Below are 26,950 nucleotides of genomic sequence, written 5' to 3'. Positions count from 1 at the left end.
GCTTCGACTGAGCGAGCATTGCATGAGCATCATCGACATTTCCGAAGTGAAACCCGGTTCACATGTGACGCTTCACTACCGGCTTTCTCTTGCCGATGGCGCCGAAGTCATCAATACGTTTACTGACCGGCCGGCCACGCTGCTGCTCGGTGCGGGCCAACTGGCGCCGCCGCTGGAAGATATTCTGCTGGGTTTGAAGGTGGGCCACCATTCGACCTTTCAGCTAACGCCGGATCAGGCGTTCGGTCCGCGCAATCCGGAGCTGATTCAGCGGGTCTCGCTGGCCACGCTGCGCGAAAACAGCATGATCGGCGAGGATTTTTCGCCGGGTGATCTGGTCGAATTCAACGCGCCGGGCGGCGGTCGCTACGCCGGCGTCCTGAAAGAAGTCGGCGAAACGTCGGCGCTGTTCGATTTCAACCATCCGCTTGCCGGCCAGGCGCTGGCGTTTGAAGTGAAAATCATCGGGATTCTGTAAACATGAGCATCACGGATACGACTCTTGCCGAAGCCGAGATCCTGCTGGCACAGCCGCGTGGGTTCTGTGCCGGTGTCGATCGCGCCATTGAAATCGTCGAGCGGGCCATCAAGCTGCACGGCTCGCCGATCTACGTGCGCCACGAAATCGTCCATAACGCCTATGTCGTCGAGGACTTGCGCAAGAAGGGCGCGATTTTCATCGAACAGCTGGAAGAAGTGCCGGCCGGCAATACGGTCATTTTCAGCGCGCATGGCGTGTCGAAAGCGGTGCGCTCGGAAGCCGAGTCGCGCGGCCTGCGTGTGTACGACGCCACGTGCCCGCTCGTGACCAAAGTGCATATCGAAGTCGCGAAGATGCGCCAGGACGGCTTCGACATCGTGATGATCGGTCACAAGGGCCACCCTGAGGTCGAAGGTACGATGGGGCAGGCCGGCGAGGGCATGCATCTGGTGGAAGACATCGAGGACGTGCAGGCTTTGCAACTGGCCGACCCCGAGCGGATTGCATTCGTCACGCAAACCACGCTGTCGGTCGACGATGCGGCCCAGATCATCGCGGCGCTGAAATCGAAGTACCCGGCGATCCGCGAGCCGAAGAAGCAGGACATCTGCTACGCCACGCAGAACCGTCAGGACGCGGTCAAGTTCATGGCGCCGAAATGCGACGTCGTGATCGTAGTCGGCAGCCCGAACAGTTCGAACTCGAACCGCTTGCGCGAGCTGGCCGAAAAACTTGGCGTGCCTGCCTATATGGTGGACTCGCCGGATCAGATCGATCCGGTCTGGGTTGAAGGCAAGCGCCGGATCGGCGTGACGGCGGGTGCCTCGGCGCCGGAAGTGTTGGCACAAGCGGTAATCGGCCGGTTGCGCGAACTCGGCGTGCGCAATGTGCGCGCGCTCGAAGGCATCGAAGAAAACATCGCGTTTCCGCTGCCGCGCGGGCTGGGTCTGCCCGCCTGACGATTAGCCGACGTTTCTGAAAGAAAGGCGCGCCCAAGGGCGCGCTTTTTTTTCGTCCGCAGATTCGTGGCGCTGCCGAAAATAAAGTGCCAGATCACTGAACCAGACCTTTTTGAGTGTGTTTCCACACGAATTCTTTTGAATTCTGATTTGGCATTTAATCATCTTTCCAGCGATGTGGCCCCGTTTAAACCGTACCAAACGCGTTGTGTCGATTTTTGACGCACTAAAATAGTGCGCATGCATGGGTCTCAATGGAAACGTAATACTTAACGCGAACCACGGTGCAATCAGGGATCGGGCCAATTCGCTGCAACACTTGATGCCATTGGGCGCAGCGGTGGTGCAACTGGTGCACGAAAAATAGTCGCAACCCGGTTGCGCCTGCAATGAAATTTCTCTCTCAAAATAAGGTTGCAATGCAGGAAAACCCCACCGTTTCAACAATATTGCGCGTCGCATAATTGGAGTTACAATGCGCGCGTTCTCAAGGCCTCCGGGTCCCGAACAACGGATTTTGCAAGGCGCGGGAGACCTACTTAATGCGAGTCAAATTTGCTTACACCGTGTCCATCGTGACCGCGGTTGCGATGTTGACCGCATGCGGCAAGAAACAGGACGGTGAGGCGGGAGCCGGTGCATCGGCTGCCACAGTGGCAGCGGCTCCGGCGAGCGAAGCGATTGTCGTGAAGATCGGTCATGCGGCCCCATTGACAGGCGCGATTGCACATCTCGGTAAAGACAATGAAAACGGCGCGCGTTTGGCGGTCGAGGAAATCAACACGCAGGGTTTGACTATCGACGGCCACAAGATCCAGTTGGAACTCGACGCGCAAGACGATGCGGCAGACCCGAAAACGGGAACCGCGGTCGCCGAGAAGCTCGTCGAGGATCACGTCGTCGCCGTGGTCGGGGACCTGAATTCAGGCGTCTCGATTCCGGCTTCGAAGATCTATAGCGATGCCGGGATCGTGCAGATCTCGCCCTCGTCGACCAACCCCGGATATACGCAGCAAGGTTTCAAGACGACTTACCGGGTCGTCGCGACGGATGCCCAGCAAGGGCCGGCACTGGCCAACTACGCGACGAAGGTACTCGGCGCGAAACGTATCGCGATCGTCGACGACTCGACGGTATACGGTAAGGGGCTGGCCGACGAGTTCGCGAAGACGGTACAGGCGAGCGGGGCGAAGATCGTCGCGCGTGAAGCCACGAATGACAGGGCTACGGAGTTTCAGGCCGTCCTTAAAAAGATCAGGAGTGTTCAGCCGGACGTGATTATGTTCGCCGGAATGGACGCGACGGGCGGGCCGTTTACCAAACAGGCGGCGGCGCTCGGTATCAGGGCAAAAATCCTTGGCGGCGACGGTGTGTGTACCGACAAGGTGGGTGAGCTGGCGGGAACCGCCGTGCAAAACCTGGTCTGTTCGGAGGCGGGACTCGCGCTTTCGAAAATGGACAAGGGAGCGGACTTCGAAAAGAAGTACGTGGACCGCTTCCACACGCCGGTGCAGATTTACGCACCGTTCACGTATGACGCTGTATACGTGATTGTCGATGCAATGAAGCGCGCTAATTCGATCGAGGCGCCCAAGGTGCTGGCTGCGATGCCGTCCACCGATTACAACGGGGTAATCGGCCACATCGCATTCGACGACAAGGGTGATTTGAAAGAGGGCGCTATTACGCTTTACGACTTCAAGGACGGCAAGAAAGCGGTCCTCGACGTCGTGAAGATGTGATGACGGGACGTACAGCCTGACGGCACCGAAACCACCCAACGGTGCCGTTTTTGCATCCGCCATTGGCGAGTCCCCGGCTGCATCACAGTCGTAGGACGAACCGGGCGGCGGATAACCCTTACCGGTCTTTTACATCAGTACCCGCAGTGCCGTTGAGATTGGCGTACCGCATCACCGCCCACCGGCTGATGAAGAACGCGAATCCAGTCGCACGGGCTAAGGAGCATTAAATGGATATCTTCATCCAGCAGGTCCTCAACGGGCTGGTGCTTGGCAGCGTTTACGCCATCATCGCACTGGGCTATACGATGGTTTACGGCATCTTGGGCATCATCAACTTCGCGCATGGCGATGTGTTGATGGTGGGCGCGATGGTTGCGCTCTCAGCCATAGGCGTGCTTCAGAACCACTTTCCCGGCCTCGGCAATGTGCCGACGCTCGTTATCGCGCTGATCATCGCGGCAGTGGTTTGCTCGCTGGTCGGCTACACGATCGAGCGCGTGGCCTACCGGCCGTTGCGTAAAGCGCCGCGTCTCGCCCCGCTGATCACCGCGATCGGCGTGTCGATCCTGCTGCAGACCCTCGCGATGATGATCTGGTCGCGCAACCCGCTGCCGTTCCCGCAGCTGTTGCCCACTGACCCGATCAACGTGATCAAGGCCACCGACACGACGCCGGGCGCCGTGATATCGATGACCGAAATCGTGATCATCGTGGTGGCGTTCCTCGTGATGGGCGGCCTGCTGCTGCTGGTTCACAAGACCAAGCTCGGCCGCGCGATGCGTGCCATCGCCGAGAACCCGGGCGTTGCCAGCCTGATGGGCGTGAACCCGAACTTCGTGATTTCGGCGACCTTCATGATCGGCTCGGCGCTGGCCGCTCTCGCCGGTGTGATGATCGCGTCCGAATACGGTAACGCACACTTCTATATGGGCTTCATCCCAGGGCTGAAGGCCTTTACCGCGGCGGTGCTTGGCGGGATCGGCAATCTCGGCGGGGCGATGGTGGGCGGCGTGCTGCTCGGCCTGATCGAGCAGTTGGGGGCGGGGTATATCGGCAATCTCACAGGCGGTGTGTTCGGCAGTAACTATCAGGACGTGTTCGCATTCATCGTGCTGATCATCGTGCTGGTGTTCCGTCCGTCGGGCCTGCTGGGCGAACGTGTTGCGGATCGAGCATAAGGAGTAAACAGACATGACCTCAATTCAACCGATCGAGCCGTCCACGACGCTCATCCCCGAAAAGAACATGACCAGGACGCTGACCGTCGGCATCATCACCGCGATCTTCGTGATCGCGGCGCCGATGATCATCGGCGCGGCCGGCGGCAACTACTGGGTCCGCGTGCTCGACTTCGCGATGCTGTATGTGATGCTCGCGCTGGGCCTGAATGTCGTGGTCGGTTTCGCCGGCCTGCTCGACCTGGGCTACATCGCGTTCTACGCAATCGGCGCTTATGTTGCCGCGCTGCTGAGCTCGCCGCACCTGACCACGCAGTTCGAGTGGATCGCGCATCTGTTCCCGAACGGCCTGCATACGCCGATCTGGATCATCGTGCCGATCGCGATGGCGCTCGCCGCCACCTTCGGCGTGCTGCTCGGCGCACCGACCTTGCGTCTGCGTGGCGACTACCTCGCTATCGTGACCCTGGGTTTCGGGGAAATCGTGCGGATCTTCATGAACAACCTCGACCGTCCGGTGAACATCACCAACGGGCCGAAGGGGATCACGGGGATCGACCCGGTGTCGGTGGGCGGCTTCAGTCTCGCGCAGAGCCACTCGCTGTTCGGCTTCCAGTTCCCCTCGGTGTACTCGTACTACTACCTGTTCGTGTTGTGCGCGCTGTTCGTGATCTGGACCTGTACGCGTTTGCAGCACTCGCGGATCGGCCGTGCATGGGCCGCGATTCGTGAAGACGAAATCGCCGCCAAGGCAATGGGCATCAACACCCGTAACGTGAAGCTGCTGGCATTCGCCATGGGCGCGTCGTTCGGCGGCCTGTCGGGCGCGATGTTCGGTTCGTTCCAGGGCTTCGTGTCGCCGGAATCGTTCACGTTCTGGGAATCGGTCGTGGTGCTGGCGTGCGTGGTGCTGGGCGGTATGGGCCACATTCCGGGCGTGATTCTCGGTGCGGTGCTGCTCGCCGTGTTCCCGGAATTCCTGCGCTCGACGATGGGCCCGCTGCAGAACGCGATCTTCGGCCATGAAATCGTCGATACCGAAGTGATCCGTCAGTTGCTGTACGGCCTCGCGATGGTCGTGATCATGCTGTACCGCTCGGAAGGCCTGTGGCCGTCGCCGAAGCACGAAGACAAGATTGCGAAACTGGCGAAGCGCAGCGGCAAGAAGCCGGTGCGGGCGTAACGGACAAGGTGAATAACTATGAGCGATAACATTCGACTGTCCGTCAAGGGCGTGAACAAGCGCTTCGGCGGCCTGCAGGCACTGTCCGACGTCGGTCTGCAGATCAAGTCAGGCCAGATTTACGGCCTGATCGGTCCGAACGGCGCCGGCAAGACGACTTTCTTCAACGTGATCACGGGTCTGTACACGCCGGATTCGGGCGAGTTCAAGCTCGACGGCACGGAATACACGCCGACCGCCGTCTATCAAGTGGCGAAGGCGGGGATTGCGCGTACGTTCCAGAACATCCGTCTGTTCGGCGGCATGACCGCGCTGGAAAACGTGATGGTCGGGCGACACGTGCGCACGAAGCACGGCTTGCTGGGCGCGGTGTTCCAGACGCCGGCCGAGCGCAAGGAAGAGCGCGAGATCAAGGAGCGTGCGATCGAACTGCTGGAATACGTGGGCATTGCGCAGTACGCGGACTACACGTCGCGCAACCTGTCGTATGGCCACCAGCGCCGTTTGGAAATCGCGCGCGCACTGGCAACGGATCCGAAGCTGCTCGCGCTGGACGAACCGGCGGCCGGCATGAACGCCACGGAAAAGGTCGAGCTGACCAAGCTGCTCGACAAGATCCGCAGCGACGGCAAGACGATTCTGCTGATCGAGCACGACGTGAAACTCGTAATGGGTCTGTGCAACCAGATGACGGTGCTCGACTACGGCAAGGTGATTGCGCAAGGTCTGCCGTCAGACGTGCAGAAGGATCCGAAGGTGATCGAAGCTTATCTGGGTGCGGGGGTCCACTAATGGCTACAGCAATGTTGAAAATCAAGGGCCTGCAGGTCAATTACGGCGGCATCCAGGCAGTCAAGGGCATCGATCTCGAAGTCGCGCAGGGCGAACTGGTCACGCTGATCGGCGCGAACGGCGCCGGCAAGACCACGACGATGAAGGCGATCACGGGTCTGAAGCCGTACTCGGCAGGCGACATCGAGTACATGGGCCAGTCGATCAAGGGCATCCCGGCGCACGAACTGCTCAAGCGCGGTCTGGCGATGGTGCCGGAAGGCCGGGGCATTTTCTCGCGCATGTCGATCGTCGAGAACATGCAGATGGGGGCTTATCTGCGCAGCGATACGGACGCCATCAAGGCGGACGTCGACCGCATGTTCGGCTTCTTCCCGCGCCTGAAGGAACGTGCCACGCAATACGCGGGCACGCTCTCGGGCGGCGAGCAGCAGATGCTGGCGATGGCGCGCGCGATCATCAGCAAGCCGAAGCTGTTGTTGCTGGATGAGCCGTCGATGGGTCTGTCGCCGATCATGGTCGAGAAGATCTTCGAAGTGGTGCGGGCGATCTCGGCCGAAGGCATGACCGTGCTGCTGGTCGAGCAAAACGCGCGTCTCGCGCTGCAGGCGGCGAACCGCGGCTACGTGATGGACTCGGGTCTGGTGACGATGTCCGGCGACGCGAAGCAGATGCTGGATGATCCGAAGGTGCGGGCTGCGTATCTGGGTGAATAAGGTAGGTGCGGCGAGTAAGCAGGCTGGGTAAATAAGCTGTACCAGGGTCGCTTATAAGTCACAAAAAAGGCCGCATGCGCTTCAATCGCGCATGCGGCCTTTCTCTATTCAGACGCTTGCTTTATGTCTACGCTGCCGGCATTTCCGCCAGTTCGCCAAGACGTTTGCCGAGACTGATCACGGGATCCGCGCGATAACCGAGTGCCTCGTAAAACGCGCGCACCTCGGCCTTCGCGGACAGCACCTGCAGGTTCAGCTTCGGGCAGCCACGTTCGGTCAACGCGGTTTCGACATGCGCGACCAGCCGCGTGCCGATGCCGTGCCGGCGCAGCGATTCGTCCACCGCGAGCGAATACAGCCAGCCTCGGTGTCCGTCGTAGCCACCCATCACGGTGCCGACGACGCGCTCGCCGAACACCGCGACAAAGAACAGTTCCGGTTGCGTCGCCAGCTTGTTGGCGATCGACAGATGCGGATTGCGCTGTGGCCTTGTCACGTCCCGGTACTCCGGAAACGCTTCCAGCCATAGCGCGATCACGGCATCGGTGTCGCTCGCTTCGAAGCGGCGGATCGATATCGTCCCGGTCGTCATACGCGCTTTCCTGGGTGATTACAGCGTGTCGAGAATCGAACGCAGCATCGCCATCATCTGGTCGATTTCTTCGTTCGTGACGTTCAGCGCCGGCATGAAGCGCAGCAGGTTCGGACGCGCCGCGTTGAGCAGCAGGCCGTCGGGTTGCATCAGGCGCGCCTTTTCGACGATCTGATTGCCGATGTCCTTGCCGAGCAGCAGGGCGCGCAGCAAGCCTTCACCGCGCTCTCCTTCGAAGCCGCGCTCTGCCGACAGTTCGAGCAGCTTGGCGCGCAGATATTCACCGCGCGCACGCACGTCTTCGAGGAAGCCCGGCGCGACCAGTTGCGAGATCACCGAGTAGCCGACCGCGGTCATCAGCGGATTGCCGTTGTACGTACCGCCCTGGTCGCCTGCCTCGAACACGGCGATTTCAGCCTTCGCAAGCAGCGCCGCGAGCGGCACGCCACCGCCGATGCCCTTGCCCAGCGTCATGATGTCGGGTTCGATGCCCGACAGTTCGTAGGCGAACAGCGTGCCGGCACGGCCACAACCGCTTTGGACTTCGTCGACGATCAGCAGCAGGTTGTGTTCTTTGGTCAGCGCGCGCAGTTGCTGCATGAACTCGCGGGTCGCGGGAATCACGCCGCCTTCACCCTGAATCGGCTCGAGCATCACCGCAACGGTCTTCGAGTTGATCAGCTTTTCAACCGACGCGATGTCGTTCAGATCCGCCTTCGGGAAGCCCGGCACCTGCGGAGCGTAGATCGTGTCCCAGCCCGGCTTGCCGCTCGCGGACATGGTGGCGAGCGTGCGGCCGTGGAAGCTGTGATCGAACGTGATGATTTCGAACGCGCCGTCCTTGAACTTCTTGCCCCACTTGCGCGCGAGCTTGATCGCGCCTTCGTTGGCTTCGGCGCCGCTGTTCGCGAAGAACACCTTGTCGAAACAGCTGTGCTGCGTGAGCAGGCCCGCGAGTTTCGCCATCGGTTCGTTGTAGAAGGCTGGCGACGGATTGAGCAGCAGCTTCGATTGCGTGTTCAGCGCTTCGATCATGCCGTCGTTGCAATGGCCGAGGCTGTTGACCGCCCAGCCCTGGATGAAATCCAGATATCGCTTGCCGTTATTGTCGTAGAGCCACGAGCCCTTGCCGTGCGTGAAAACGATTTCGGGCCGGTTCGTGATGTACATCAGCGACTCGATCGGGTACTCATTGAAATTCATGACGGCAAGCTCCAGACAGCGGGGTGAAGGGTGAGTGAGCGGTCGGCCTCAAATGAAGCAGCGGCCAGTGAAAACAAAAAAAGCAAACAAAAAAGCCACGGCATGCCGTGGCTTTCATGATTCGAACTGCTTGCGCCTTTGTGCGGCGCGAATCCGTGACGAAGCCAGCGGCACCCCTAAGGGAGCGGCGAGCGGCGACGTCGAAGTTCGGATTGGATGCGGTTCATGCGCGAAAGAATACGACAAGAAAAGCGCTGGTGTAAACCATGAATTTGCACAAATTCGCGTCAACGCGGATTTATGCGAGTCTGCCAGCGTGCCTGTTTCGTTTTGATGAATGGGTTGAAAGGCGTGCAGTCAACCCATTCACCGCGTCAAACCGCGTTCGCCAGATCCGCTGCGCTGGTGAAGGAGTCCGCGTAGAACTCGTCTTCCGGCAGACCGTGGTGCTGGGTGAAATCGCGCTGAGCCGACTCGACCATCACCGGTGCGCCGCACGCGTACACCTGATACGGCGACAGGTCCGGCAGATCCTCGATCACCGCGCGATGCACGAAGCCGACACGGCCCGTCCACGCATCGCTTGCGTCCGGTTCCGACAGCACCGGCACGAACTTGAAGTTCGGAATCTCGCGAGCCCACTGCTCGGCCAGATCGAGCAGGTACAGGTCTTTCTTGCGGCGCGCGCCCCAGTAGAGCGTCATGGGGCGGTTCAGATTCTTGAACACCGCGTGTTCGACAATCGCCTTCAGCGGCGCGAAGCCCGTGCCCGAGGCCAGCAGCACGATCGGCTTGTCCGAATCTTCGCGCAGGAAGAAGGTGCCGAGCGGCGCTTCGAAGCGCAGGATGTCGCGCTCCTTCATCGCATTGAAGACGTGATCCGTGAACGCGCCACCGGGCATGTGACGGATGTGCAATTCGATCGGGCCTTCCGTGTGCGGCGCGCTTGCCATCGAATAGCTGCGGCGCTTGCCGTCCTTCAGAATGAACTCGAGGTACTGGCCGGCCAGATATTGAAGACGTTCGTTGGCGGGCAGTTGCAGCTTCAGCACGACGACGTCGTCGGCCTTGCGCTCGATTGCGTTCACACGGCACGGCAGTTTCTTGACCTGCACGTCGCCCACGCCGGCCACTTCGCGGATATCCACTTCGAGATCGGAGCATGCCGTCGCGCAGCAGAGGAGTGCCATGCCGCGGGTTTTCTCGTCGTTCGACAAAGCCGACGACGAATGCTGTCGCTGTTCGACCTGACCGCTGATCACGGTGCCTTTGCATGAGCCGCAGGCGCCGTTCTTGCAGCCGTACGGCAGGCCGATGCCTTGCCGCAAGGCGGCGATCAGGACCGGTTCGTCCTGTTCTACCTGAAACTGCCGGCCGCTTTGCCGGAGCGTGACGTTAAATGCCATAGAGTGAGTGTTCGAAATCGAAAAAGTCGGTAATCGTTATCGGACCCGCTGGTTCAACTGTGCGGTACCTGCCGCGCTTGACGGCTACAATGCGTCCACCATGAAAGCGACACGAAATTTACGCCGGCCGCGCGTATTGATAGTTGGCTGCGGTGACGTTGGTATGCGTTGCGTGCCCTTGCTGCGGCCACGCGCGCATGTTTTCGCGCTCACCAGCCACACCGAACGCGGTGCCGAATTGCGTGCCGCCGGGGTCACGCCGCTCGTCGGCGATCTCGACGAGCGCCGCAGCCTGAAACGGCTTGCCGGTCTGGCGCAAACGGTGCTGCATCTCGCCCCGCCGCAAAAAACCGGCGACGACGACCGCCGTACCCGTGCGTTGCTCGCGACGCTGAGCGCACGCCGCGATCGGGCACTGCGTGCCGCGCGCGGCGCGGTGGCGCCGGTGGGGCGGCTACGCCGCGGGTTGCGCAACATGAGCGCCTCGTGGGCTGAATCTGAAGCAGCCAATATTGTACCCGAGAGGGTACGCTGGGCCGCCGCTGCGCAGGCGCCGGTGAAATTGGTGTACGCGAGCACGACAGGCGTCTACGGCGACTGCGGCGGCGCATGGATCGACGAGACGCGCGCGCCTCGTGCAGCTAATGCGCGTGCCAAACGCCGTGTGTCGGCCGAGCGCCAATTGCGGCGCGCCACCGCGCGAGGCGTGGTGGCGGCCAGCATCGCGCGAATTCCTGGCATCTACGCGAGCAACCGCCTGCCGCTCGCACGGCTGGAAAAGCGCACCCCCGCTTTGATCGACGCTGACGACGTCTACACCAACCATATCCATGCCGACGACCTGGCCGCGATCCTCGTGCGCCTCGCCACGCACGGGCGGCCGGGGCGCGTGATCCACGCGTCCGACGATACGTCGCTGAAAATGGGGGAATACTTCGACGTGGTGGCCGATGCGTTCGGCCTCGAGCGCGCGCCGCGTATCACGCGCGCGCAGGCGGAGCAGCAGATCGAACCGACCTTGCTGTCCTTCATGCGCGAATCGAGGCGCCTGATGAACCGGCGCCTCAAAGCGGAACTGCACGTGCGCCTGCGCTATCCGAGCGTCGAGGATTTTCTGCGCCCGGCGCCATAGGCGCTCGCCTTCGCAGGCTTACGTCAGCGCCGGCAACGCCTCCAGCAACAGGAAACACAGCATGGCGCCGATCAGCGCGCCGATCAGGTTCGGATGATATTTGTGCCGCAGCCGCATCATGACCAGCAGTCCGCCGATCAGAACCAGGCCGAGACACACGAAAGCGATCATCACGTATGTGATCGAGATGGTGTCGTAGGTGACCATGGCGCCCCTCCTTGAACCCTTTGTAGTCTTTGTTTAAACGAGTATAGGGCGACTTGTAAGGAAGAGCATGCTGCGCCGCAGCGTGTAATCGGGTGTTTTCCAGGGCCCGCGTGCGGGCGCGCACACGATTCTTCTGACGCATCAAGGCCTTGAAAGGGTCCTACCGGTTTACCCGCTCCGTAGAGATCCGAGGTCGGTTTCGTCCAGCCATTGCCATGCGCCTTCTGCGAGCGTTGCGGGCAAGGCGAGCCCGCCGATCCGCTCGCGATGCAGTGCCTCGCAGCGGTTGCCGGCTGCCGCGATCATCCGCTTGACCTGGTGATACTTGCCTTCCATCACGGTGAGGGCGAGCGCATGCTCGCCGCGCGCCTCGGCGTCGACGGCGACGATCGGCCTGGGCTCGCCGTGCAGCAGGACCCCATTGCGCAAGGCACTCAACTGGGCGTCGTCGATGGGATGCCGCGTGGTCGCGACGTACAGCTTCGGTACTTTGCGTTTCGGCGACGTGAACATGTGAACGAACTTGCCGTCGTCGGAGAGCAGCAGCAGGCCGGTGGTGTCCTGATCGAGCCGGCCCACGCATTGCACGCCGCGCTCGGCGAACTGCGGCGGCAGCAGGCTGAACACGCTCAGATGATGCTGCGGATCGCGCGAGCATTCGTAGCCGGCGGGCTTGTTCAGCAGCAGATAGGCGTGCTCGCGATACGGCCAGACGGCGTCGTCCACGCTGAAGCAGAACGTGCCGTCATCGGTCGGAAAATCGGCGTCGGCATCGGTGCAGACTGAGCCGCCGATACTCACGCGGCCGTCGCCGATCAGCGCCCGGCATTGGCGGCGCGAGCCGAAACCTTGGGTGAAGAGGATGCTTTCGAGATTCATGGCGAGCGAAGAATAACACCGCAAGAAGCGGAGCGCCGCACAGCGCCATAGCGGCGACGATGGTCTCCCCACGTTACATCGCAGGAGTTCATCGATGCCCGCCTCATCCTCGTCGTCGTCATCCTCGTCGTCTTCATCCGCGGTTCGATTGCCCGCCGCATTCCAGCGGCTCGCCTGGTCGAATCTGGTCGCGCAATCCGCCGAGCAGATCAGTCTCGCCGCCGCGCCGCTCGTTGCCGTGTTCGCGCTCGGCGCCGGCGCGCGCGAGACCGGCCTGTTGCAGTCGGCGCAGACGCTGCCGTTCCTGTTGTTGTCGATTCCGCTCGGCGTCTGGGCGGACCGCCGCTCGCGCCGCACCTTGATGACGCTCGCCGAAAGCGTTCGCGTAGTCGCGATGCTGTGCGTGCTGCTGCTTGTGATGACGCACTCGCTGAGCTTGCCACTGCTCGCCGCGCTCGGCTTCATTGCCGCAACCGGCACGGTGGCGTACAACGTCGCCGCGCCTTCGCTGGTGCCCGCGATCGTGCCGCGCGAGGCCTATGCCCAGGCGAACGGCCGGCTCGAACTGGCGCGCAGCGTCGCGTATTCGGCGGGGCCGGCGCTTGGCGGATTGCTGGTCGGCTGGATCGGCGCGGGCTGGGCGTATGGCTGCGCGGCCGGGCTATCGGCGCTGGCCGTCGCGTTGCTCGCGGGGCTGCGCGAACCGCCGAGAGCGGCCACGTCCCAGCGGCACTTTCTGCTGGAACTGCGCGACGGTACGCGCTTTGTGCTGCACGACGCGCTGCTGCGTCCAATGCTCGCCACCGCGATCTTCTTCAACCTCGGTTTCTTCGTGCTGCAAGCGGTGTATGTGCCATACGCCGTGCATCGGTTGGGATTGAGCGCCTCGATGGTCGGTGTGACGCTCGGTGCGTACGGCGTCGGCATGGTGTGCGGCGCGCTCGCCGCACCGGCCATCGCGCGGCGCCTCGCGTTCGGCCGTGTGCTGATCATCGGACCGTCGTGCGGTTTGCTCGCCTCGCTCGTGATGGTGGCGACGATCGTCACGCCGTCGTTCTGGCTGGCGATGCTGAGCTTCTTCCTGCTCGGCGCCGGACCGATTCTGTGGGTGGTCGGTTCCACCACGCTGCGCCAGGCAATCACGCCTCAACGGATGATGGGGCGCGTCTCCGCGCTCAACAGCACGGCGACCTTCGGCGCGCGGCCGCTGGGCGCATTGCTCGGTGCGGCGATCAGCGCGCGCTGGGGGATGGATGCCTGTCTGGTCGCGGCGGCAGCGGCCTTCCTCGCGCAGGCGTTGATTATCGTGATGTCGCCGGCGGCACGGCTTGTGGACATTCCCGAGGGCGCCGCGGCCGCGCAATGAAAACTGGTTTTCATCGAACGATCGCGTTGCGCGCCGGCGATGCGCGAGTTTATCCGTGGAAACCCTCGAAAATGAAAATGAATTTTTTTCCTGACAAATTCTATGTAAATATACTTTCATTCATTTTGATTACAGCCGCTGCGCTGCAGCGGCCGGCCCGCTTGCATGATTCATCACTCGTCCCTTGCTGCCAACCCGGCCGAACAGGCCATCGCCGCGCGCATCGCCGCAGCCATGCCGACCCTCACGCCGATCCATCGGCGCATGGGCGAGTATGTGCTGGCGAATCTGTTCCGCGCGGCGACCATGCGGATCGACGAACTGGCGAGCGTGGTTGGGGCGTCGGTGGCGACAGCGAATCGCTTCGCCCGCGCGCTCGGTTTTGACGGCTATCCGCAGTTTCGAGAATCGCTGGTACGCGGCTTCGAAGCGACGCTCGCGCCGGTCGAGCGGCTGCGTAGCGCGCAGGAATCACTTGCTTCCGGCGACGATCTGATCGACGCGTCGCTCGAGCAGGCCGTGACCAATCTGCAATCCACGCGCGCCGCGATCGACAGCGCTGCCGCCGAGGCCGCCGTGGAAGCGATCGTTTCCGCGCGTCGCGTCTTCGTGCTCGGCGCGGGGTCGAGCGCGTTTCTCGCCGGTCTGATGGAACACGGCCTGATGCCTTATCACGACAACGTGCAGTCGCTCGCGTTGGTTGGCGGACCTTCGCATGCCGCACGGCGTCTGTTTGCTTCGAATGAAGGCGATCTGGTGATCGGCATTGTCTTTCCGCGTTATGTCGAAGACACGATCGAACTCGCCCGGCGCGCAGCGAGTCGCGGAGCACGTGTACTTGCACTGACCGACGGCCCGCACTCGCCGCTCGCGCAATTCGCCGATCTCGCGCTCTATATCCGCTCCGAGCGGCGGCTCGCGGCCAATGCCGATGCGGCCGTGCTGGCCGTGATCGAAGCGCTGTGCGACGCGATTGCCTACCGGGCGAAACGCTCGGTGAAGGCCGCCGCCGAGGTCACCGAATTCGTGCTGCCCTGGCTCACCGATCCGCAGGCCGCGGTCGCCAGCACTCGCGAGCTGCCCGTGCGCACCTCCATCCGTACTACTCGCACTATCAAAGCCAAGAAATGAACTCCAACGCAGTCATTGCCATTCACGGCGGGGCAGGCACGATCCTGCGCGCGTCGATGTCGGCCAGCGCCGAAGCTGATTATCACGCCGCCTTGCATGCCGTACTGAGCGCGGGCCAGCGGGTACTCGCCGACGGCGGCAGCGCGCTCGAAGCCGTCAGCGAAGCCGTGCGTCTGCTCGAAGACTGCCCGCTCTTCAACGCGGGTCGCGGCGCGGTCTACACGGCGGCCGGCACGCATGAACTCGACGCGGCCATCATGGACGGCAGCACGCTCGAAGCGGGCGCGATCTGCTGTGTGACGCGCTTGCGCAATCCGATTCTGGCGGCGCGCCGTGTGCTCGAACGCAGCGAACATGTGCTGTTTACCGGCGCAGGCGCGGAAGCGTTCGCCGCGGCGCAAGGACTCGAATTCGTCGAGCCCGAGTATTTTCATACCGAAGCGCGTCATCGCCAATGGCAACTCGCGCGCGCTCAGCAAGGCGTCATGCTCGATCACGACGGCGCGACGCTGGCTGCAAAGAACGACGATCCCACGCCGCACGAGCCGATCGATCCGAATCGCAAGTTCGGCACCGTGGGCGCGGTCGCGCTCGACCAGCATGGCCACGTGGCGGCTGCCACGTCGACGGGCGGCGTCACCAACAAGCAGGTCGGCCGGGTCGGCGATACGCCGCTGATCGGCGCGGGCTGCTATGCCGACGACGCAACCTGCGCGGTTTCGACCACGGGCTCCGGCGAGATGTTCATGCGCATGGTGGCCGCGTACGACGTCGCGGCGCAGATGGCGTACCGCAATGTCTCGCTCGAAGAAGCGGCGCACGACGTAGTGATGAACCGTTTGCCGAAGATCGACGGACGCGGCGGTCTGATCGCCGTCGATGCGCGCGGCAACGTCACGCTGCCGTTCAATACCGAGGGCATGTATCGCGGATTCGCACGCATCGGCGAGACGCCGGTCACGGCGATCTATCGCTAGGGCGATTGCGTTGCGCCGTGGCCCGAACGGCCGCCTGAATTCCCGTTTGAATTTTCGCCTGAACCACTGCTAGCCGCGTCCGAAACAAAAGGAACCATCGTGCCGACTTCATCGCACACAACCCGTCCGCTTATCGAAACCTTGCCGCCGCAACGCGTGCTCGCGGTCGACGATCTGTCGGTCGCGTTTCGCAGCGGCGACAAGACCTTCAACGCGGTGCGCAATCTGTCGCTGACGGTCGAGCGCGGCGAGACGCTGGCGATCGTCGGCGAATCGGGTTCGGGCAAATCGGTGACATCGCTTGCGTTGATGCGGCTGGTCGAGCATGGCGGTGGGCGCCTTGCCGGCGGCAGCATCGCTTTCCGGCGCCGCGACGGCAGCGTGCTCGATCTTGCGAAAGCGTCGTCCGGCACGATGCGCGCGATTCGCGGCGCCGACATCGCGATGATCTTCCAGGAGCCGATGACTTCGCTCAATCCGGTGTTCACCGTGGGCGATCAGATCAGTGAGGCGATTGCCCTGCATCAGGGCAAGAGCCGTTCCGCCGCGCACGCCGAAACGGTGCGTCTGCTCGAACTTGTGCGCATTCCGGAAGCACGCCGGGTGGCGGCACGTTTTCCGCATCAGCTATCGGGCGGGATGCGCCAACGCGTGATGATCGCGATGGCGCTGTCGTGCAAACCCGCACTGTTAATCGCCGACGAGCCCACCACCGCGCTCGACGTCACGATCCAGGCGCAGATTCTGCAATTGATTCGCGGTCTGCAGGACGAGATGAACATGGGCGTGATCTTCATCACGCACGACATGGGCGTGGTCGCCGAAGTGGCCGATCGCGTGCTGGTGATGTATCGCGGTGAGAAGGTGGAAGAGGGGGCGTCGGATACGCTGTTCGCCGCGCCTTCTCATCCCTATACGAAGGCCCTGCTCGCCGCGGTCCCGCGCCTTGGCGCAATGGAGGGCACGGATCAACCCGCCAAGTTTCCGATTCTGACTATCGAACAGGCAGCCCTGAATGGCACCGATGAAGCCGTGCGTCCCGCCGCGGTTGTCGCCGCAGAAGCGCAACCGGTGATCCAGGCGAGCACGCCGCCGATTCTGCGCGTGCGCGATCTGGTCACGCGCTTTCCGGTCAAGAGCGGTATGTTCGGACGCCTGACAGGCCGCGTGCATGCGGTTGAGAAAGTGAGCTTCGATCTGCGTCCCGGGGAGACCCTGGCGCTGGTCGGCGAATCGGGTTGCGGCAAATCGACCACGGGCCGTTCATTGCTGCGCCTGGTCGAAAGTCAGAGCGGTTCGATCGAATTCGACGGCAAGGAAATCAGCTCGCTCACCGGTCCTGCGCTGCAAGCGCTGCGCCGCGATATCCAGTTTATTTTCCAGGACCCGTTCGCTTCGCTCAATCCGCGTCTGACGGTGGGCTTCTCGATCATGGAGCCGCTCCTCGTGCACGGCGTTGCTCAAGGCGAAGAAGCGCAGGCGCGTGTTGCGTGGCTGCTCGACAAGGTTGGCTTGCCGCGTGAAGCGGCGCGCCGCTATCCGCACGAATTCTCGGGCGGGCAACGGCAGCGTATCGCGATTGCGCGTGCTCTGGCATTGAATCCGAAGGTCGTGATCGCCGACGAATCCGTCTCCGCACTGGACGTCTCCGTGCAGGCGCAGATCGTCAACCTGATGCTCGATCTGCAACGCGAACTCGGCGTGGCGTATCTGTTCATTTCGCATGACATGGCCGTGGTCGAACGCGTCAGCCATCGCGTGGCGGTGATGTATCTCGGCCAGATCGTCGAGATCGGTCCGCGCCGCGCGGTGTTCGAAGCGCCGCAGCATCCCTATACGAAAAAGCTGATGGGCGCGGTGCCGGTCGCCGATCCGGCACGCCGTCACGCGAAACGCATGCTCGCCGCCGACGAGATTCCGAGCCCGATTCGCGCGCTGAACGATGAACCCGTTGTGGCGCCGCTAATTGCGGTGGGACCGGATCATTTCGTGGCTCAGCATCGGGTCGGCGGCGCGTACTAGACGCGGATGCAAGTTTGAATGCGGATCTGGGTGCACGTTAATACGCAGACCCGATCGAAGTGCCAGACCTGAAGTAAAACCAAGCAATTTTCTCTCGCAGCACATAACCCTGTTTCAATTCGCAGCCTGGAGCAACCTCATGAACCTGCTGGTCCCGTCTTCTCCGTTTCGTTTGCGCGCGCTGGTCAGCGGCGGCGCGGTGGTGTTCGCGATGCTCGCGGGCAGTGTGGCGCACGCCGATACCACGGCCGTGATGGCCGTTGCATCGACCTTCACGACGCTCGATCCGTATGACGCGAACGACACGCTCTCACAAGCCGTCGCCAAGTCGTTCTATCAAGGTCTGTTCGGTTTCGACAAGGACATGAAACTGGTCAACGTGCTGGCCGACAGCTACGAAGCGAGTCCGGATGCCACGGTCTACACCTTCAAGCTGCGCCATGGCGTGAAGTTCCAGGACGGCACCGACTTCAACGCAGCTGCGGTGAAAGCGAACTTCGACCGCGTGACCGATCCGGCGAACAAGCTCAAGCGCTACAACATGTTCAACCGGATCGAGAAGACCGAAGTGGTCGATCCGTACACGGTGAAGATCACCCTGAAGGCGCCGTTCTCGGCGTTCGTCAACGTGCTCGCGCATCCGTCGGCGGTCATGATTTCACCTGAGGCGCTGAAGAAGTATGGCAAGGACATCGCGTTCCATCCGGTCGGCACAGGTCCGTTCGAGCTGGTGAAGTGGGACCCGGCAGGCGACCTGACGGTGAAGAAATTTGCCGGCTACTGGAAGAAGGGTTATCCGAAGATCGATGCGATCGACTGGAAGCCGGTGGTGGACAACAACACGCGTGCTGCGTTGATGCGTACCGGCGAAGCGGACTTCGCGTTCCAGGTGCCGTTCGAGCAGGCCGCACAGTTGCAGTCGAGCCCGAAGGTCGATCTGATCGCGTCGCCGTCGATTATCCAGCGTTATATCAGCCTGAACGTCAATCAGAAGCCGTTCGACAATCCGAAAGTACGTGAAGCGTTGAACTACGCGGTCAACAAGGACGCGCTGACGAAGGTCGCGTTCGCCGGTTACGCGACGCCGGCTGACGGCGTGGTGCCGCAAGGCGTGGACTACGCGGTGAAGCTCGGCCCGTGGCCGTACGATCCGGCAAAGGCCCGCGAACTGCTGAAGGAAGCGGGTTATCCGAATGGCTTCGAAACAACGTTGTGGTCGGCGTATAACTACTCGACCGCGCAGAAGGTGATCCAGTTCGTGCAGCAGCAACTCGCGCAAGTCGGTATCAAGGCGCAGGTCGAAGCGCTCGAAGCCGGTCAACGCGTCGCGAAGGTGGAAAGCGCGCAGGACCCGGCAACCGCGCCAGTGCGGATGTACTACGCCGGCTGGTCGTCCTCGACAGGTGAAGCGGACTGGGCGATTACGCCGCTGCTCGGGTCGGTCTCGTTCCCGCCGAAGATGGTCAACACCGCCTACTACAAGAACGATACGGTCGACAGCGACCTGAAGCAGGCGCTCGAAACCACCGACCGCACCAAGAAGGCCGCGCTCTACACCGACGCGCAAAAACGCATCTGGGCCGACGCGCCGTGGATCTTCCTCGTCAAGGAGAAGGTCGTGTATGCGCGCAGCAAGCGTCTGTCGGGTGCCTATGTCGCGCCGGACGGCTCGTTCAATTTCGACGAGATCGCGATCAAGTGATGAGTTGACCGCCCGGTGCCGCGTGTTCGAAACACACACGCAGCCCGGGCAGCCGCTTTTCGACGAATCTTCGTTGCCCGCCTCATTGCCGGATTGGTTTCATGCTGAACTTCCTCGTCAAACGTATCTTTGGCCTGCTGCCGACGCTCTTTATCGTCGCCGTGCTGGTGTTCCTGTTCGTGCATCTGTTGCCCGGCGACCCGGCGCGTCTTGCGGCCGGTCCGGAAGCGGACGAAGCGACCGTTGCGCTGGTGCGCGCCGATCTCGGCCTCGATAAGCCGATGCCGGAGCAATTCGCCAACTTCTTCGTGAAGATCGCGCACGGCGATTTCGGCACGTCTACGCGCAGCAAGCGGCCGGTCAGCCAGGAAATCGGCGAGCGCTTCATGCCGACGCTGCTGCTCACGCTCGCCAGCATGGTGTGGGCGGTGGTGCTCGGCATGGGTATCGGCATCGTCTCGGCGGTGTGGCGCAATCGCTGGCCGGACCGGCTCGGCATGACGCTCGCGGTGTCGGGTATTTCGTTTCCCGCGTTCGCGCTCGGCATGCTGCTGATGGAGATCTTTTCGGTGAAACTCGGCTGGCTGCCGATTGTCGGCGACGGGTCCTGGCAGAGTTACGTGCTGCCCTCGCTCACGCTCGGCGCGGCCGTGGCGGCGGTGATGGCGCGCTTCACGCGTGCTTCGTTCGTCGAAGTGATGAACGAAGATTTCGTGCGCACCGCACGTGCGAAGGGTGTGCCCGAACGGCTCGTGATCGTCAAACACTGTCTGCGCAACGCGATGATTCCCGTCATCACCATGATGGGGCTGCAATTCGGCTTTCTGCTGGGCGGCTCGATCGTGGTCGAAGTGGTGTTCAACTGGCCGGGGCTCGGACGCCTGCTGGTGGACGCCGTGGCGATGCGCGACTATCCGGTGATTCAGGCCGAAGTACTGTTGTTCTCGCTTGAGTTCATCATCATCAACCTGGTTGTGGACGTGCTGTATGCCGTCATCAACCCGACTATCCGTTTCAAGTGAGGCCCGCATGAGCATCTCTGCTACCGAGGCGAATGCGGCCAAGGCCGCCCTCGTAGAAAGCGCGATCCGCACGCCGTGGAGCGAGTTCTGGCGCAAATTCCGCAAGCAGCATGTGGCGCTCGCCGCCGGCATCTTCGTGCTGCTGCTGATCGTGGTCGCGATTCTCGCGCCGCATATCGTGCCGTACGATCCGGAGAATTTCTTCGACTACGACGCGTTGAACGCAGGGCCTTCGGCCGCGCACTGGTTCGGCGTCGATTCGTTGGGCCGCGATATTTTCAGCCGCATTCTGGTGGGGTCGCGTATTTCGCTCGAGGCCGGCTTTCTGTCGGTCGCGATCGGCGCGGTGATCGGCACGTTCTTCGGTTTGCTGGCCGGGTACTACGAAGGCTGGTGGGACCGCATCACCATGCGTGTGGCCGACGTGCTGTTTGCCTTCCCGGGCATTCTGCTGGCGATCGGCGTGGTTGCGATTCTCGGCAACGGCATGATCAATGTGATCTGCGCAGTGGCGATTTTCAGCATCCCGGCGTTTGCGCGGCTCGTACGCGGCAATACGCTGATGCTCAAGCAACTCACCTATATCGAAGCGGCCCGCAGCATCGGCGCTTCGGACTGGACCATCATCGTGCGGCATATTCTGCCGGGGACGATTTCGTCGATCGTCGTGTACTTCACGATGCGCATCGGTACCTCGATCATCACGGCGGCGAGCCTGTCGTTTCTCGGACTCGGCGCACAACCGCCGACGCCGGAGTGGGGCGCGATGCTCAACGAAGCGCGCGCCGATATGGTGACCGCGCCGCATATCGCGCTGTTTCCGAGTCTGGCGATTTTCCTCGCCGTGCTGGCATTCAATCTGCTCGGCGACGGTTTGCGCGATGCGCTCGACCCGAAACTCGACCGGCCATGAGTCCGACTGGAACTATGAGTAGCAACGCACCGCACATCGGCGTGCTGCCGAGCGGCCCGCGTGGGTCGCTCGCCGACGTGGAGGGCGTCACGGTCGGACACTGCACGTTGGACGATGGCGCTCTCCAGACCGGCGTCACCGTGATTCATCCGCATTCCGGCGATCCTTTTCTCAACAAGGTGCCGGCTGCGGTTTCGGTGATCAATGGGTTTGGCAAGAGCATCGGACTCGTGCAAGTCGAAGAACTCGGCGTGCTGGAAACGCCGATTGCACTGACCAATACCTTCGGCGTCGCAGCGGTCGCGCAAGCGCAGATTCGTGCCGCAATCCGCGTCAATCCGCAAATCGGACGCGAATGGTCGACGGTCAATCCGCTTGTGTTCGAATGCAATGACGGATACCTGAACGACATTCAGGCTTTGGCGGTAAGCGAGCGGCATTACAACGAGGCGTGTGAAGCGGCAAGCGTTGATGTCGCGAGCGGCTCGGTCGGCGCAGGCCGCGGCATGTCGTGTTTCGATCTGAAGGGCGGAATCGGCAACGCATCGCGCGTGGTCGACGTAGCAGGGCAGCACTATGCCGTCGGCGCGCTGGTGCTGGCGAATTTCGGACGCCTGCCGATGCTGACGATCGACGGCACCCCACTCGGTCGCGTACTGGCCGAACGCGCGGCCAAAGTCACCTCGAAACCCGAGCAAGGCTCGATCATCATGATCGTCGCCACCGACGCGCCGCTCGATGCTCGCCAGCTTAAACGTCTGTCGTTGCGTGCCGCAGCCGGTCTCGCACGAACCGGTTCGGTGTACGGCCACGGCAGCGGCGATATAGCGCTGGCGTTCTCAACGGCCTACACCGTGCCGCACGAATCCGACTTTGTCACGCTGCCTCCCTTGCTCGCCGATGCACGCCTCGATCCGCTATTGCGCGCCTGCGCGGACAGCGTCGAGCAGGCAATCGTCGATGTGCTTTGGAGCGCGATGACCGTCACGGGGCGCGACGGTCATCGTCGCCTATCGCTGCACGACACCGCCCCTGATCTTGCCCAACTTCTCAAGTAAGCATCCCTGATGAAAGTTCTGATTTCCGCCGATATCGAAGGCGTGGCCGGCGTGTTCCATCCCGAGCAAACGCGCGCGGGTAACGGCGAATACGAAGCCGCGCGCCGCTGGATGACACTCGAAGCCAATGCCGCGATCGAAGGCGCGTTCGCGGGTGGCGCGACTCACGTGTGGGTCAACGATTCGCACGGCGGCTTTCGCAATCTGCTGCCCGATCTACTCGACGCACGTGCCCAGGTGGTGCTCGGCAAGCCGCGCACACTCGGCATGATGGCTGGCCTCGAGTACGGCGCGGCGCTGGTGTTCATGATCGGCTATCACGCCCGCTCGCAAACGCACGGCATTCTCTCGCATACGATCAATAGCTTCGCGTTCACGCGTGTCCTGCTGAACGGCGCCGAAGTCGGCGAGGCCGGATTGTATGGCGCGCTGGCGGAAGAATATGGCGCACAGGTAGCGCTTTTATCCGGCGACGATGTATTCGCCGAGGAAACCGCGCCGCGCTTTCCTCGCGCGCGTTTCGTCGTGACCAAGAGCGCCACGGGACAGTCGAGCGGCGTGACGCAAACGCCGGCGAGCGCCCGTGATGCGATTGAAAATGCGGCACGTGAAGCGGTGCGGCGTTACATCGGGGAAGGCCACGCGCCTCAAGCCACGCGCGCTGCCGTGCGGCCCGTCGAATGCGAGCTGCGTGTACAAACTACCGCGCTTGCCGATCTGTTCTGCCAATGGCCGACGCTTACGCGCGTCGACGCCGTCACGTTACGCTTTAGTGCTGAGTCGGTGGAGCATGCCGTGCGCATGTTGAACTGCCTGTCGGCAATGTCGTTCATGCTGCGCTGAACGGTCTGCTTTACTGTTGCCGGCTCAATTCCCGCGCGGCGCGATCGATCACATCCGCCACAGCGCCCGCGTGCGATACCGGCACGAGATGGCTCGATGCGATCGGCACGATCTTCGCCTTCATCCGGTCGGCCATGAATTTTTCGACGGCGGGTGATAGCGCGCGGTCTTTGGTGGTCAGCACGTACCACGAAGGTTTCTCCTTCCATGCGACCTGGCTGACCGTTTCGCTGAAGACCGTTGCCGCGATCGGGACTTGTGCCGTGGCCAGTACGCGCGTGAGGTTTTCGGGCACGTCGGCAGCAAAGTCGGCGTGGTATTTCGTGCGGTCGAGCCACAGGAAACCCGTCGGGTCCGCGACGATGCCTTGACCCGCAGGCATCGTCGGGGCGCGCTTCATCAGGTCCGCTGTCGTTTCATGCAGGTCCGGCGCAATCCCCGCCACGTAGACGAGACCCGCGACGTTCGGCGCGTTCGCACCGGCTTGCGTGATCACGACGCCGCCCCACGAGTGGCCCACCAGGATGGTCGGGCCATCCTGGCGCGCGAGCACGCGGCGGGTGGCCGCGACATCGTCGGCGAGCGACGTGAGCGGGTTCTGCACTGAACTCACGTGATAACCCTTCTGCTGCAGCTTCGCGACGACACCGTTCCAGCTCGACCCGTCGACGAACGCGCCATGCACCAGCACGACGTTGCGCACGGGACCGGTCATTGGCGCTGCGGGAGGTGGGGTAGGCGTGGTATTAGCGGCGGCTTTTGGGGCGGCGGGTGCGGGGGGCGTGGGGACCGTCGCAGCAGGCGTAGCCGGCACCGCGGGCACAGCCGGTACGACGGCCGGCTCCGCGGGTGGCGGGGGCGGCGCTTCCGGTGCGCTCGACTCCATGCCGGGTGTGTCAGCCGGTTCGGCGGCGGGTTCTGCCGGCGGGGCCGCGGTTTGCGCGAGCGCGCCCGCCCCGGCGAAGCAGAGACACAAAACAGCGGCGCAAAGCAGGCGTTTGGGCGACATGTTGAATCTCCGCAGGCTGAGACCTCGACTAGGGCAACATACCGAAGCGCTCCGCTAGTGACAATCACTATCCTTGCCGTTAAGTGCGGCGCAGAACCAAGCGCGGGTTGCTCCCAATATTGAGTGAATATCGGTCGCGGTAAAATTTTCGGTTCTGCCGGAGCAGGCCATAAGTCTGATCGGGTGCTCGATATCCATACACTGGGGCGCAATTTTGAATAGTGCACAGCAGCAAGACGGCCTGAAGCGCGGGCTTAAGAATCGTCACATCCAGCTGATCGCGCTGGGCGGGGCGATCGGCACCGGCTTGTTTCTCGGCTCCGCCAGCGTGTTGAAGGCAGCCGGGCCGTCCATGATTCTCGGCTACGCGATCGGCGGCATCATCGCTTTCATGATCATGCGCCAGCTTGGCGAAATGGTCGCGCAAGAACCGGTTGCCGGTTCGTTCAGCCACTTCGCGTACAAATATTGGGGCGACTTTCCCGGCTTTCTGTCCGGCTGGAACTACTGGGTGCTGTACGTGCTCGTGAGCATGGCCGAGTTGACCGCAGTCGGCACCTACGTGCATTTCTGGTGGCCAGGCGTACCCACATGGGTCTCGGCGCTGGTGTGCTTCGCCCTCATCAACGCGATCAATCTCGCAAACGTCAAAGCGTACGGCGAAACCGAATTCTGGTTTGCGATCATCAAGGTGGTGGCGGTGATCGGCATGATCCTGTTCGGCGGCTATCTGCTGATCAGCGGCCATGGTGGGCCGCAAGCCTCGATCACCAATCTCTGGGCCGACGGCGGATTTTTCCCGCATGGTTTCCATGGCCTGTTCATGATGCTCGCGGTCATCATGTTTTCGTTCGGCGGCCTCGAATTGATCGGCATTACGGCGGCTGAAGCGGCTGATCCGCAGAAGAGCATTCCGAAGGCCGTGAATCAGGTGATCTACCGGATTCTGATTTTCTACATCTGCTCGCTGGCTGTGCTGCTCTCGTTGTACCCGTGGAATCAGGTGGCGGCCGGGGGCAGTCCGTTCGTGATGATCTTCTCGCAGATCGGCTCGACGCTGACCGCGAATGTGCTCAACGTGGTGGTGCTGACCGCGGCGCTCTCGGTGTACAACAGCGGCGTGTATGCAAATAGCCGCATGCTCTACGGTCTCGCGGAACAGGGCAACGCACCGCGTGCGCTGATGAAGGTTGATCGGCGCGGCGTGCCGTATATGGCGATTGGTTTGTCGGCGCTCGCCACATTCACCTGCGTGATCATCAACTATCTGATTCCCGCCGAGGCGCTCGGTTTGCTGATGGCGCTGGTGGTGGCCGCGCTCGTGCTGAACTGGGCACTGATCAGCCTGACGCACCTGAAGTCGCGCAAGGCGATGCTGGCGGCGGGCGAGACGCTCGTGTTCAAGTCGTTCTGGTTCCCGGTCAGCAACTGGATCTGCCTTGCCTTCATGGCATTGATCCTCGTGATTCTGGCCATGACGCCGGGCCTCTCGGTCTCGGTGTGGCTCGTGCCCGCGTGGCTCGTTGTGATGTGGGCCGGCTATGTGTTCAAGTGCCGGCGTGCGGCGCTGCATGGCGGTGCGCGGGTGGCTGGGCAGTAAGACATGCAGGCGGCGTGAGGGCGCGAATTTGCGCCCTCACGCCGTTCGGAAGCCAGCGATCTATTCTCTCTTCAGGCGCCGTACATCCTTTCGCAAAACGCCGCACTCGCGCCAAGCTTGCGCGACAGCTCGGATGCCGCATCCAGCTGAGGACGGTCGAGCTCGTTCGATGCATGTGCGGCTTCGAGCCGCGAGGCCGCGCCCGACAACGTCAGTGCCGCCTTGAACTTGTCACCCTCGCCGAACACCGGTGTAGCAAATGCGGCGGTGTGCTGGTCGCGTGCGCCGGAGGTGAAGGTCGGCAGCGACGGCGGGGTTTCGTACAGCGGTTCCTTGAGCCCCCAGTATCGCAACACGCGGCTGATCGCCGTGTCGTCGAGCGGAAGTGCGGTTCCTGGTAGACGGGTCTCTCTGAGCCCTTCCGACGGCTCTGCTCTGAAAAGACAGAGACGCTGGCCGTGGTCGATAACGTAGTACGATGCGCTCTCCCGTGTCTCGGCTGCCAGCTTATGCAGTATCGGTTCAACGAGCGACGAAAGATGGAAGGACTGCTCGTACAGTTTGCCGAGATAGAGTACCCGCGGGCCAAGCGAATAAAGCCCCGCTTCTGAGCGCACGACGTAGTTCATCCGCTCCAGCGAATTCATCAATCGATACACCGTCGTCTTGTGCATACCGGACGATTGTGCGAGCGCAGCTAGCGCAAGTGCCTCCGCCCCTGGCTTGAAACAGTCCAGCAACGACAGCGCCTTCTCAACGGCCGCTACTCCTTCATTTCCCACATTCATCTCCCGTTCGTTCTTTCCAGAAGATTGTACACAGTAAAACGATGGT

The 26,950-nt window shown here is 62.3% G+C and carries 26 protein-coding genes; 19 read left to right on the top strand and 7 right to left on the bottom strand.

Going from position 1 to position 26,950, the window contains the following annotated elements:
* The first annotated feature begins 22 nt into the window (after positions 1 to 22).
* The 7 genes from BCY88_RS07090 to BCY88_RS07060 all read left to right on the top strand — a co-directional run bounded on the left by BCY88_RS07090 (position 23) and on the right by BCY88_RS07060 (position 7,054).
* The gene (locus tag BCY88_RS07090) at positions 23 to 478 is read left to right on the top strand and encodes an FKBP-type peptidyl-prolyl cis-trans isomerase (RefSeq protein ID WP_063497119.1); all 456 of its coding nucleotides are present in this window, start codon (positions 23 to 25) and stop codon (positions 476 to 478) included.
* A 2-nt stretch (positions 479 to 480) separates the two neighbouring features.
* The gene (ispH, locus tag BCY88_RS07085; RefSeq protein WP_120343570.1) at positions 481 to 1,440 is read left to right on the top strand and encodes a 4-hydroxy-3-methylbut-2-enyl diphosphate reductase; all 960 of its coding nucleotides are present in this window, start codon (positions 481 to 483) and stop codon (positions 1,438 to 1,440) included.
* 542 nt (positions 1,441 to 1,982) lie between these two features.
* Positions 1,983 to 3,182: a branched-chain amino acid ABC transporter substrate-binding protein gene (locus BCY88_RS07080; protein WP_120343569.1), complete on the top strand. Its 1,200-nt coding sequence runs from the start codon at positions 1,983 to 1,985 to the stop codon at positions 3,180 to 3,182.
* Positions 3,183 to 3,412: 230 nt separating this feature from the next.
* Positions 3,413 to 4,363, top strand: coding sequence for a branched-chain amino acid ABC transporter permease (locus BCY88_RS07075; RefSeq protein WP_120343568.1), 951 nt, complete (start codon positions 3,413 to 3,415; stop codon positions 4,361 to 4,363).
* Positions 4,364 to 4,376: 13 nt separating this feature from the next.
* On the top strand, positions 4,377 to 5,546 hold the full coding sequence (locus BCY88_RS07070; protein WP_120343567.1) for an ABC transporter permease subunit: 1,170 nt from the start codon (positions 4,377 to 4,379) through the stop codon (positions 5,544 to 5,546).
* Between the two features lie 18 nt (positions 5,547 to 5,564).
* Complete coding sequence (locus tag BCY88_RS07065; protein WP_120343566.1) at positions 5,565 to 6,338, top strand: ABC transporter ATP-binding protein; 774 nt, start codon at positions 5,565 to 5,567, stop codon at positions 6,336 to 6,338.
* The gene (locus BCY88_RS07060) at positions 6,338 to 7,054 is read left to right on the top strand and encodes an ABC transporter ATP-binding protein (protein ID WP_120289939.1); all 717 of its coding nucleotides are present in this window, start codon (positions 6,338 to 6,340) and stop codon (positions 7,052 to 7,054) included. Before BCY88_RS07065 ends, BCY88_RS07060 begins: the two co-directional genes overlap by 1 nt.
* Before the next feature lie 127 nt (positions 7,055 to 7,181).
* Here BCY88_RS07060 and BCY88_RS07055 read toward each other — a convergent pair whose 3' ends face one another.
* Entirely contained in the window at positions 7,182 to 7,646 is a 465-nt protein-coding gene (locus BCY88_RS07055; protein ID WP_120343565.1) for a GNAT family acetyltransferase, read from the bottom strand.
* Positions 7,647 to 7,664: 18 nt separating this feature from the next.
* On the bottom strand, positions 7,665 to 8,849 hold the full coding sequence (locus BCY88_RS07050; protein WP_120343564.1) for an acetylornithine transaminase: 1,185 nt from the start codon (positions 8,847 to 8,849) through the stop codon (positions 7,665 to 7,667).
* Between the two features lie 67 nt (positions 8,850 to 8,916).
* Here BCY88_RS07050 and BCY88_RS39525 point away from each other — a divergent pair, with 67 nt between their 5' ends.
* The gene (locus tag BCY88_RS39525) at positions 8,917 to 9,183 is read left to right on the top strand and encodes a hypothetical protein (protein ID WP_147408506.1); all 267 of its coding nucleotides are present in this window, start codon (positions 8,917 to 8,919) and stop codon (positions 9,181 to 9,183) included.
* 40 nt (positions 9,184 to 9,223) lie between these two features.
* Here BCY88_RS39525 and BCY88_RS07045 read toward each other — a convergent pair whose 3' ends face one another.
* Positions 9,224 to 10,255, bottom strand: coding sequence for a CDP-6-deoxy-delta-3,4-glucoseen reductase (locus BCY88_RS07045; RefSeq protein WP_120343563.1), 1,032 nt, complete (start codon positions 10,253 to 10,255; stop codon positions 9,224 to 9,226).
* 100 nt (positions 10,256 to 10,355) lie between these two features.
* Here BCY88_RS07045 and BCY88_RS07040 point away from each other — a divergent pair, with 100 nt between their 5' ends.
* Positions 10,356 to 11,387, top strand: coding sequence for an NAD-dependent epimerase/dehydratase family protein (locus BCY88_RS07040; RefSeq protein WP_120343604.1), 1,032 nt, complete (start codon positions 10,356 to 10,358; stop codon positions 11,385 to 11,387).
* 18 nt (positions 11,388 to 11,405) lie between these two features.
* Here the strand turns inward: BCY88_RS07040 and BCY88_RS07035 are convergent, their stop codons facing one another.
* On the bottom strand, positions 11,406 to 11,594 hold the full coding sequence (locus BCY88_RS07035) for a hypothetical protein (protein WP_120343562.1): 189 nt from the start codon (positions 11,592 to 11,594) through the stop codon (positions 11,406 to 11,408).
* A gap of 168 nt (positions 11,595 to 11,762) precedes the next feature.
* Positions 11,763 to 12,473 (bottom strand): pseudouridine synthase, encoded by a 711-nt coding sequence (locus tag BCY88_RS07030; RefSeq protein WP_120343561.1) that lies wholly within the window; start codon positions 12,471 to 12,473, stop codon positions 11,763 to 11,765.
* 94 nt (positions 12,474 to 12,567) lie between these two features.
* Between BCY88_RS07030 and BCY88_RS07025 the strand changes: the two genes are divergently transcribed.
* From BCY88_RS07025 to BCY88_RS06985, 9 genes are all read left to right on the top strand, one after another.
* Positions 12,568 to 13,839 (top strand): MFS transporter, encoded by a 1,272-nt coding sequence (locus BCY88_RS07025; protein WP_120343560.1) that lies wholly within the window; start codon positions 12,568 to 12,570, stop codon positions 13,837 to 13,839.
* A 165-nt stretch (positions 13,840 to 14,004) separates the two neighbouring features.
* Entirely contained in the window at positions 14,005 to 14,970 is a 966-nt protein-coding gene (locus BCY88_RS07020; RefSeq protein ID WP_120343559.1) for a MurR/RpiR family transcriptional regulator, read from the top strand.
* Positions 14,967 to 15,947: an isoaspartyl peptidase/L-asparaginase family protein gene (locus BCY88_RS07015; protein WP_120343558.1), complete on the top strand. Its 981-nt coding sequence runs from the start codon at positions 14,967 to 14,969 to the stop codon at positions 15,945 to 15,947. The genes BCY88_RS07020 and BCY88_RS07015 overlap by 4 nt, the downstream gene beginning before the upstream one ends.
* 99 nt (positions 15,948 to 16,046) lie before the next feature.
* On the top strand, positions 16,047 to 17,969 hold the full coding sequence (locus BCY88_RS07010; RefSeq protein WP_120343557.1) for a dipeptide ABC transporter ATP-binding protein: 1,923 nt from the start codon (positions 16,047 to 16,049) through the stop codon (positions 17,967 to 17,969).
* Between the two features lie 139 nt (positions 17,970 to 18,108).
* On the top strand, positions 18,109 to 19,671 hold the full coding sequence (gene gsiB / locus BCY88_RS07005; protein WP_120343556.1) for a glutathione ABC transporter substrate-binding protein GsiB: 1,563 nt from the start codon (positions 18,109 to 18,111) through the stop codon (positions 19,669 to 19,671).
* A 101-nt stretch (positions 19,672 to 19,772) separates the two neighbouring features.
* Complete coding sequence (gene gsiC, locus BCY88_RS07000) at positions 19,773 to 20,693, top strand: glutathione ABC transporter permease GsiC (protein ID WP_120343555.1); 921 nt, start codon at positions 19,773 to 19,775, stop codon at positions 20,691 to 20,693.
* Positions 20,694 to 20,700: 7 nt separating this feature from the next.
* Positions 20,701 to 21,606 (top strand): glutathione ABC transporter permease GsiD, encoded by a 906-nt coding sequence (gsiD, locus tag BCY88_RS06995; RefSeq protein WP_259461271.1) that lies wholly within the window; start codon positions 20,701 to 20,703, stop codon positions 21,604 to 21,606.
* A gap of 14 nt (positions 21,607 to 21,620) precedes the next feature.
* Complete coding sequence (locus BCY88_RS06990) at positions 21,621 to 22,664, top strand: DmpA family aminopeptidase (protein ID WP_120343554.1); 1,044 nt, start codon at positions 21,621 to 21,623, stop codon at positions 22,662 to 22,664.
* A gap of 9 nt (positions 22,665 to 22,673) precedes the next feature.
* Positions 22,674 to 23,507 carry a M55 family metallopeptidase gene (locus tag BCY88_RS06985; RefSeq protein WP_120343553.1) on the top strand — a complete coding sequence of 278 codons (834 nt, stop codon included), beginning with the start codon at positions 22,674 to 22,676 and terminating at the stop codon, positions 23,505 to 23,507.
* 10 nt (positions 23,508 to 23,517) lie between these two features.
* Here BCY88_RS06985 and BCY88_RS06980 read toward each other — a convergent pair whose 3' ends face one another.
* Positions 23,518 to 24,516 (bottom strand): alpha/beta fold hydrolase, encoded by a 999-nt coding sequence (locus BCY88_RS06980; protein WP_120343552.1) that lies wholly within the window; start codon positions 24,514 to 24,516, stop codon positions 23,518 to 23,520.
* 214 nt (positions 24,517 to 24,730) lie between these two features.
* On the opposite strand from BCY88_RS06980, the gene BCY88_RS06975 reads away from it, so the two are divergent.
* Positions 24,731 to 26,116, top strand: coding sequence for an amino acid permease (locus BCY88_RS06975; RefSeq protein WP_120343551.1), 1,386 nt, complete (start codon positions 24,731 to 24,733; stop codon positions 26,114 to 26,116).
* Between the two features lie 71 nt (positions 26,117 to 26,187).
* Here the strand turns inward: BCY88_RS06975 and BCY88_RS06970 are convergent, their stop codons facing one another.
* Entirely contained in the window at positions 26,188 to 26,898 is a 711-nt protein-coding gene (locus BCY88_RS06970) for an IclR family transcriptional regulator (protein ID WP_120343602.1), read from the bottom strand.
* Positions 26,899 to 26,950: the final 52 nt, after the last annotated feature.

The organism is Paraburkholderia fungorum, assembly GCF_003610895.1.
GTDB classification, from domain to species: domain Bacteria; phylum Pseudomonadota; class Gammaproteobacteria; order Burkholderiales; family Burkholderiaceae; genus Paraburkholderia; species Paraburkholderia fungorum_B.
This window is presented reverse-complemented; position numbering and strand designations above follow the sequence as displayed.

Excerpts from the sequence above, each read along its gene's own strand:
- gsiB (WP_120343556.1), top strand. The coding sequence starts at position 18,109 with ATGAACCTGCTGGTCCCGTCTTCTCCGTTTCGTTTGCGCGCGCTGGTC.
- BCY88_RS07050 (WP_120343564.1), bottom strand. The coding sequence starts at position 8,849 with ATGAATTTCAATGAGTACCCGATCGAGTCGCTGATGTACATCACGAAC.
- ispH (WP_120343570.1), top strand. The coding sequence starts at position 481 with ATGAGCATCACGGATACGACTCTTGCCGAAGCCGAGATCCTGCTGGCA.
- gsiD (WP_259461271.1), top strand. The coding sequence starts at position 20,701 with ATGAGCATCTCTGCTACCGAGGCGAATGCGGCCAAGGCCGCCCTCGTA.
- BCY88_RS07045 (WP_120343563.1), bottom strand. The coding sequence starts at position 10,255 with ATGGCATTTAACGTCACGCTCCGGCAAAGCGGCCGGCAGTTTCAGGTA.
- BCY88_RS06980 (WP_120343552.1), bottom strand. The coding sequence starts at position 24,516 with ATGTCGCCCAAACGCCTGCTTTGCGCCGCTGTTTTGTGTCTCTGCTTC.
- BCY88_RS07075 (WP_120343568.1), top strand. The coding sequence starts at position 3,413 with ATGGATATCTTCATCCAGCAGGTCCTCAACGGGCTGGTGCTTGGCAGC.
- gsiC (WP_120343555.1), top strand. The coding sequence starts at position 19,773 with ATGCTGAACTTCCTCGTCAAACGTATCTTTGGCCTGCTGCCGACGCTC.
- BCY88_RS07040 (WP_120343604.1), top strand. The coding sequence starts at position 10,356 with ATGAAAGCGACACGAAATTTACGCCGGCCGCGCGTATTGATAGTTGGC.
- BCY88_RS07055 (WP_120343565.1), bottom strand. The coding sequence starts at position 7,646 with ATGACGACCGGGACGATATCGATCCGCCGCTTCGAAGCGAGCGACACC.
- BCY88_RS06985 (WP_120343553.1), top strand. The coding sequence starts at position 22,674 with ATGAAAGTTCTGATTTCCGCCGATATCGAAGGCGTGGCCGGCGTGTTC.
- BCY88_RS07080 (WP_120343569.1), top strand. The coding sequence starts at position 1,983 with ATGCGAGTCAAATTTGCTTACACCGTGTCCATCGTGACCGCGGTTGCG.
- BCY88_RS07030 (WP_120343561.1), bottom strand. The coding sequence starts at position 12,473 with ATGAATCTCGAAAGCATCCTCTTCACCCAAGGTTTCGGCTCGCGCCGC.
- BCY88_RS07060 (WP_120289939.1), top strand. The coding sequence starts at position 6,338 with ATGGCTACAGCAATGTTGAAAATCAAGGGCCTGCAGGTCAATTACGGC.
- BCY88_RS07015 (WP_120343558.1), top strand. The coding sequence starts at position 14,967 with ATGAACTCCAACGCAGTCATTGCCATTCACGGCGGGGCAGGCACGATC.
- BCY88_RS07020 (WP_120343559.1), top strand. The coding sequence starts at position 14,005 with ATGATTCATCACTCGTCCCTTGCTGCCAACCCGGCCGAACAGGCCATC.
- BCY88_RS07065 (WP_120343566.1), top strand. The coding sequence starts at position 5,565 with ATGAGCGATAACATTCGACTGTCCGTCAAGGGCGTGAACAAGCGCTTC.
- BCY88_RS07090 (WP_063497119.1), top strand. The coding sequence starts at position 23 with ATGAGCATCATCGACATTTCCGAAGTGAAACCCGGTTCACATGTGACG.
- BCY88_RS07025 (WP_120343560.1), top strand. The coding sequence starts at position 12,568 with ATGCCCGCCTCATCCTCGTCGTCGTCATCCTCGTCGTCTTCATCCGCG.
- BCY88_RS07070 (WP_120343567.1), top strand. The coding sequence starts at position 4,377 with ATGACCTCAATTCAACCGATCGAGCCGTCCACGACGCTCATCCCCGAA.
- BCY88_RS06990 (WP_120343554.1), top strand. The coding sequence starts at position 21,621 with ATGAGTAGCAACGCACCGCACATCGGCGTGCTGCCGAGCGGCCCGCGT.
- BCY88_RS07035 (WP_120343562.1), bottom strand. The coding sequence starts at position 11,594 with ATGGTCACCTACGACACCATCTCGATCACATACGTGATGATCGCTTTC.